Annotated in this window: 4 protein-coding genes and 2 pseudogenes; 4 read left to right on the top strand and 2 right to left on the bottom strand. The window is 57.7% G+C overall.

What is annotated here, in order from left to right:
• Window positions 1-383: pseudogene (locus tag ACN0SD_RS13910) on the top strand (hypothetical protein); the annotation flags it as partial.
• Between the two features lie 391 nt (window positions 384-774).
• Here ACN0SD_RS13910 and ACN0SD_RS13905 read toward each other — a convergent pair.
• Window positions 775-2,799, bottom strand: coding sequence for an integrase (locus tag ACN0SD_RS13905; RefSeq protein ID WP_417808834.1), 2,025 nt, complete (start codon window positions 2,797-2,799; stop codon window positions 775-777).
• 216 nt (window positions 2,800-3,015) lie between these two features.
• Here ACN0SD_RS13905 and ACN0SD_RS13900 point away from each other — a divergent pair.
• The 3 genes and pseudogenes from ACN0SD_RS13900 to ACN0SD_RS13890 all read left to right on the top strand — a co-directional run.
• Window positions 3,016-3,228, top strand: a pseudogene (locus ACN0SD_RS13900) (IS481 family transposase); the annotation flags it as partial.
• Window positions 3,229-3,595: 367 nt separating this feature from the next.
• Entirely contained in the window at window positions 3,596-4,711 is a 1,116-nt protein-coding gene (locus ACN0SD_RS13895) for a glycosyltransferase family 4 protein (protein WP_417808833.1), read from the top strand.
• Window position 4,712: 1 nt separating this feature from the next.
• A complete protein-coding gene (locus ACN0SD_RS13890) occupies window positions 4,713-5,495 on the top strand; it encodes a YdcF family protein (protein ID WP_417808832.1) in 783 nt (260 codons plus the stop codon).
• A gap of 3 nt (window positions 5,496-5,498) precedes the next feature.
• Here ACN0SD_RS13890 and ACN0SD_RS13885 read toward each other — a convergent pair whose 3' ends face one another.
• Complete coding sequence (locus ACN0SD_RS13885) at window positions 5,499-6,011, bottom strand: transcription termination/antitermination NusG family protein (RefSeq protein ID WP_417808831.1); 513 nt, start codon at window positions 6,009-6,011, stop codon at window positions 5,499-5,501.
• Window positions 6,012-6,051: the final 40 nt, after the last annotated feature.

Raw genomic sequence — 6,051 nt, 5'->3', positions numbered from 1 at the left:
GTTCGGCGAGCGCTTCGACGCTTGAGTATCTGAAACCGCATGGGCCGGGCAAGATACACAAAGTTCATGACACTCCCCAGTCTTGGGGTAACGAGGACCAAAAAGCCAAAGCACATGCTCGCAAACAACGGCTCAAGCAAGCCAATACCCAAAAGGGCGAAGAAGACTGGACGGTCAACAAAGCGGTGCATTTCAATGAATGGGCCAACTTCAGTCCGAACGACTTCAAGCCCATTGTCCAGGCGTTCAAGGATCTTCTTGCCTGCGCGCAATGCGATGACTGCGGATCATGGCTCTACATCACGCCCAAAAGCATTTCTCCAGAGGGACTCCGATGTTCTTGCAACCTTGTGAACTTAAACCTCAAGCAAAAACCTAAGTAACCACACAGTCATCTAAAGATTGTTTGGCCAAACGCAAAAAACAAAGTCTGCTTCGGGCACTTTATCATGATTTTCTCGCACCTGCGGCGAATGTCGACTTTCCGCCCATTCTGTTGAAAAACTCGACTACAAGCCCAAGAAGCCGCGTTTGATGGGAAGCGGTTCCGTTTCTTCGCGGCGGAGATCCCAGAAGCCGGCATTTTCTACGGCCGCGCGGAACAATGTTTCATCTGCGGATCAGCCACAGGCCGCAGCATGAGTTTTTCAACGGAATCCGCCCATACTGATTTTCTCGGCCTGTTCACTCGACACAAGGAATGTCTCGAGTGAACTGCGCCCAATCCAAACGCATACTTCAGTCGGAGGAGGCTGGACGAAACCCGATCCGCTTTCATACCATTTTCCCATGCTCAGGACCTAAAATCCTCAGCTGCAGAGCTTCGATTGCCGGACGCATAAGGGCAGGCGGGGTGGGTTTGTGATAAACTTTTTCGTGAACATCGCGACCTTCGTGGCCAACGATATCCCGGATGATCTTGTCGTTGACCTCAGCCTGCTCAAGAGCATTTTGAACATAGTGACGGAAGCTTTGGAACGACAGCGCCGCGCTTTCGAGACCTAGCGTGTCGTCGATGACCTGGCGCATCCGGCGACCAAGCTTACGACCGTGCTTGCCGGATTTAGGTTCGCGAAGGTCTGGAAACAGATCGGGATGGCCGTCGCGTTGGATCTTGGCAACGTGATCAAGGAAGCCTAACGCGATCAGGCGCGAGTGAATCGGCACGATGCGACGCGAGGAGAGTGTCTTGATCCGACGCTGTTCGGTTTCGACGATGGAGATGCAGGGAATTCCATCGAACTCTATGATGTCGTCCGGGGTGAGGCCCGAAATCTCCTCACGCCGCGCCCCGGTTACGGCGGCAATTATCGGGCACCAATAGAGCCCGTTGCGATACACCCGTTTCCCGGGACGAGTCTGGTAATACTCGGATTCAGAGCCAGTCCAAACGGGGCCGCTGAAGAGCTGATCAAGTTGGGCAGGGGTAAAGGCGTCTTTCTTGTCGCTCTCTCGCACCGTTTCCTTGCGGCGCAACTTGCTGGGGTCGAGGCGTGGGTCGAGTGCAAAACCCTCATCTGCGGCCCAAGAGGCGACTTGGCTGAGATGATCGAGATGGCGGTTAATGGTGCCGGTTGAGAGCCCGATCTTGTCGGGCGGCAAAGTTGCCGCACGAGACATAATCTCTGCACGGCTGGCGTCGCGGTCTGAGGGGCTCTTTCCCCAGCTTTTCGGAATCTTCTGCAGCGCCGCGCGAAAGGCGGTTGCATCAGTCTGGCGGATTTCGCGAATGTCCGTGATGCCGCTCAGAAGGGTGAAGATCTCGCCGAAACTGCGATACTGGCGCAGGGTCTTCTCCTCAATGCCTTCTTCGCGTTTCATCGCGATCAAGCGTTCGATAACAGCGGCAATGGTCGGGTCGAGGCGCGGGGGCGGGGGAGTGGAGAGAACGTGCGGCACCTCGCAAGTTGCACTTGCCGTCGGCGCAGAGGGCGTGTGCCCGAGAAGCGCGGATGGAGCCTGCGAAGACAGCGCATCCGCGAGTGTTTCCATCGGTTCCAACGCAGCCTCGTGACCCGCCCAGGCCGCACGCTTGCCCGAGATCAGCAAATTCATCAGTGTCACGAGTTCGAAGGCAGAGACGGTCTCCCGTCCGGTAAGGTCCTTAAACTCGCGTGCGACGATGCGGCGCCGGCTTTCGCTCGTCAGGTCGCGGCGAAACAATTTGATGTTTGAGAGCACCAGATCTGGCGTGCCTTCAGGTGCGTGGCTGTGCAGCCCGGCCTGCGCCAAATGCGCCCATGCGCTGCGCGCTGCGTCGTCATGGCGCGCGTCATCCTGCGGATCGTCTGAATCAAAGCGCCGCAACATCTGGAGCTTTTCGATCTTTTCCCGCTCGCGGCGGATCACATCGGATAACCAGGCGCGCGCCTCCTCCGCAGTGATTTCTGTCCTGATGATGTCATCCATAATGTCGTCGCTTTCCGCACTGATCCTGCGTGCAAGAATAATCGCAACACGTCGATCCGTCGTCCCCAGAGAGAGCTTCAGATCAACGATTTTTGTGGAAAACGTCCGGATTCGGCGGCGCCATTGATAGGCGGAACCGCGGCGGGAAAGGTGGAGCTGGCCGTGCATTGTCTCGCGTCGTCCTGTCTTCGGACGGATCGGCACAGAGAGGAGGGGATGGAACACCCCAATGCCACACCTACGAAGCCAAAACAGGCATTTCGTAGCAAAATCAACACCTTGAAGATGAAGATGGCTCCGGCGGTAGGGACCGATTTTCTGTCTTTTAACTACTGAAATCAAAGGAAAATTTTCCTCAGACTCCAGAATGACTCCAGCGGTGTGCACCACTCTAGCCATCTGTTTGTGCACTATTTGGTGCACAATCGCAATAGAAAAAAGGTCATGCGAGGACGCCGCGCAAGCATGCGCTATGAAGCCGCCTGCTCTGGTGTTTTTCTCAAACGGGCAGGGGCGTTTTGCGTCAGCTTTGCGAGCAATTCCGCGTTCTCGTTCATAACAGCCTCTGCCGTGTCGCCCTCGCTGACGACGGCATCGTTCATAGAGGATCTGAAGACCGGCCCAAAGGAGCTGCGTTCAACCGTTCTCTCTGAAGCTGAGGAGGCGACGATCGTCGCATTCTGACGCCACACGCTGCTGCCGCTGGATGATTGCCTCTATGCTCTTCAGCCATCGATTCCGCATCTAACCCGACCGGCACTGCATCGTTGCCTTCAGCGGCACGGCATCTCTCGCCTGCCGGATGTCGAGGGAGGCCGCATTCATCGCTGGACGGGAACCCCCCCGATCAGGCATATCTCAACACGCCCAAACCAATCCCGGTCGCGGCATAACCAAGCAGGAAATCCACTTACGAAACGGCTCGAAACTGTTCAAACAAACCGAGCTAACTCTGAGATACGTGCGACACTTGGATTGTGAACTATTCATTGACGCCCTCGAGGTTATCGCCCGAAGCGGCGGAAGGCGGAGCTATGAAGTTTCGCGAGAAACACATACGTCCGATCATTTTGGGGGTGCAATTTTACATACTCTGAACCCCAAATGAACGTGAATGCGATGATGGACCTAGTGCCTCTGCTGGCGTAACACTCAGCGCAAAGAGTTCACTGAGGCGAAGAATTTCATGCATGTAATTGTGACGGTCAACTCGGCATGGAATATTCTCAATTTCCGTCGTCCTATGGTCGAGGCGCTGATCTCGGCCGGGCATGAAGTGAGTGTTCTCGCACCGCGCGATGACAGCTGTGCCGCGCTTCAAGCTTTGGGCTGCCGGTATCTGCCGCTCGACATGAACGTCAAGGGACTAAACCCGATTGATGATTTGAGGCTGATGGCACGCTATCGGCGGATTTTTCGTCGTGAGCGCCCGGATGTCGTGTTGAGCTATACGATCAAGAACAACCTGTTCGGGGCGCTGGCCGCGCGGATGACCGGAACGCCGTTCTTGCCCAATGTGACGGGGCTTGGCACCGCCTTTCTTTCGGGAGGCGCGTTACAACGACTGGCTGAGGGGCTGTATCGCGCGGCATTCTCCCGTTTGCCTGTAGTTTTTTTCCAGAATAGCGATGATCGCGACCTGTTCGTCGCACGCAGTCTGGTGCGGCCTGATCAAGCGCGGCTCTTGCCCGGGTCGGGGATCGACCTTAACCGCTTTGCGCCAGCCGATTGGCCTCGCGCAGGTGCTCAACCTGCTTTTCTGATGATTGCACGGCTGCTGCGCGACAAGGGCGTGTTGGAATATGTCGAGGCCGCGCGAAGCATCCGGGCGGAATATCCGCAGGTGAAGTTTCGGCTGCTTGGGGCGACGGGTTCGGAGAACCGCACAGCAATTGACGCACCGACCGTGCAGTCTTGGGTCGATGAGGGTGTGATCGACTATCTTGGCACAACTGATGACGTGCGCCCCGAAATCGCACAGGCGCATTGCGTTGTTCTACCTTCATATCGTGAAGGCGCGCCGCGCACGCTGATCGAGGCGGCCGCGATGGCGCGACCGGTGATTGCGACTGACGTGCCCGGCTGTCGCGCGGTGCTCGACGCTGATCTGTCAGGCTATCTCTGTGCGCCGCGCGATGGGGCAAGTCTCGCCGAGGCGATGCGCCGGTTTCTGGCGCTTTCGCCACAAGCCCAGCAAGCGATGGGGCAGGCGGGTCGGGACAAGATGGTGCGCGAGTTTGACCAAGCGATTGTGGTATCGCGATATCACGACGCAATCAGGGAGCTGACGGGAGGGCGCTAAGATGGAGACGGCGCTGTTCATCCTCTCGAAGCTGGTCGGGCTGGCGCTGCGGGTCGAAACCTGGCTGGTGATCTTGGCGCTTCTGAGCGCGCTTGGCCTCTTATTGCGACGGCAACGGCTGGCCTTGGGGGCAAGCCTGTCGCTACTGGTTGCGCTCATCGTTCTCAGCTTGTTGCCACTCGGCGATTTGCTGATGCAGCCGCTAGAACGGCGGTATCCAATTGATCCACCGCTAAGCGATGTTGCCGGGATCATCGTCCTGGGCGGAGCCGAAGACGCGCCGCGAAGCGCTTATTGGCATCAGATGCAGTTGAACCAAGGCGCCGAGCGTTTTACGGCCGCTTTGGCGCTCGCCCGCCGGTTTCCTCAAGCGAAAATCGTGTTCACCGGTGGCAGCGGTCGCCTGCGCGATCTCGCCAGTAATTCTCCGCGAGAGGCTAGCGTCGCAGGGGCGTTCTTTCGCGATCAGGGAGTGCGAGCGGAGCGGCTATTGGTCGATGCCAAAGCCCGCAACACGAGCGAGAATGCGCGCAACGCGTTGGCTCTTGCGCGACCAGTGCCGGGGAGCCGTTGGGTGTTGGTGACCAGTGCTTTTCACATGCCGCGCGCGATGAGCAGCTTCGAGAGGGCAGGGTGGCAGGGGGTGTTGCCGTGGCCAGTGGATTTCCGCAGCGGTCGGTTTGTTGATGATATCGCGTGGAGCCTGCCTGATCATCTAGACGTGCTCGACACAGCGATCCGCGAATGGGTGGGTGTTGTGGCTTATCGCTTCTTAGGTCGTTGAGCGTCAGGCCATGCGTAAGGCATCAGCTGGCACGGCCACGCGTGTCTGCCCGCCCAGCAATTCCATAAGCAACCAGACCCGGCGATCGGGGTCGATTTGCTCGATGGTCGCGACAAAATCGGTGAATGGTCCAGAGGTCACATGCACCGTGTCCCCCTTTGCAAACTCCGCTTGCGGGCGCAGACAAAACTCGGCATCGCAGCGCTTAACGATCTGGGAAATCAGCGCCGCAGGAACCGGGCGCGGCATGGGGCCGAAACTCACGATACGGCTAATCCCCCGTGTTGCATTGACCTTGCGCCAATGCCCTTTCTCGGGATCGAAGGAGACGAAGATATAACCGGGAAAAAGCGGGCAACGGCGCGTCTCGAAGCGGCCAGCCCGGCGGATAGTGCGATCTTCAGTGGGCAGGAAGCAGCCAAAACCCTGCCGCTCTAGATGGGGCTGCGCGATGGCCCCGCTATTGGGCTTTAGTTGTGCAAGAAACCACGGGGCGCTGTTCGTCAAAATGTTCATATCAAAAACCGCTCAATTATGAGCGAGGTAGGTCTGATCC

The sequence above is a fragment of the Thioclava sp. genome (assembly GCF_048263065.1).
In the GTDB taxonomy this organism is placed as follows: domain Bacteria; phylum Pseudomonadota; class Alphaproteobacteria; order Rhodobacterales; family Rhodobacteraceae; genus Thioclava.
The sequence above is the reverse complement of the archived record's forward strand: the minus strand, read 5'-3'. Positions and strand labels throughout refer to the sequence as shown.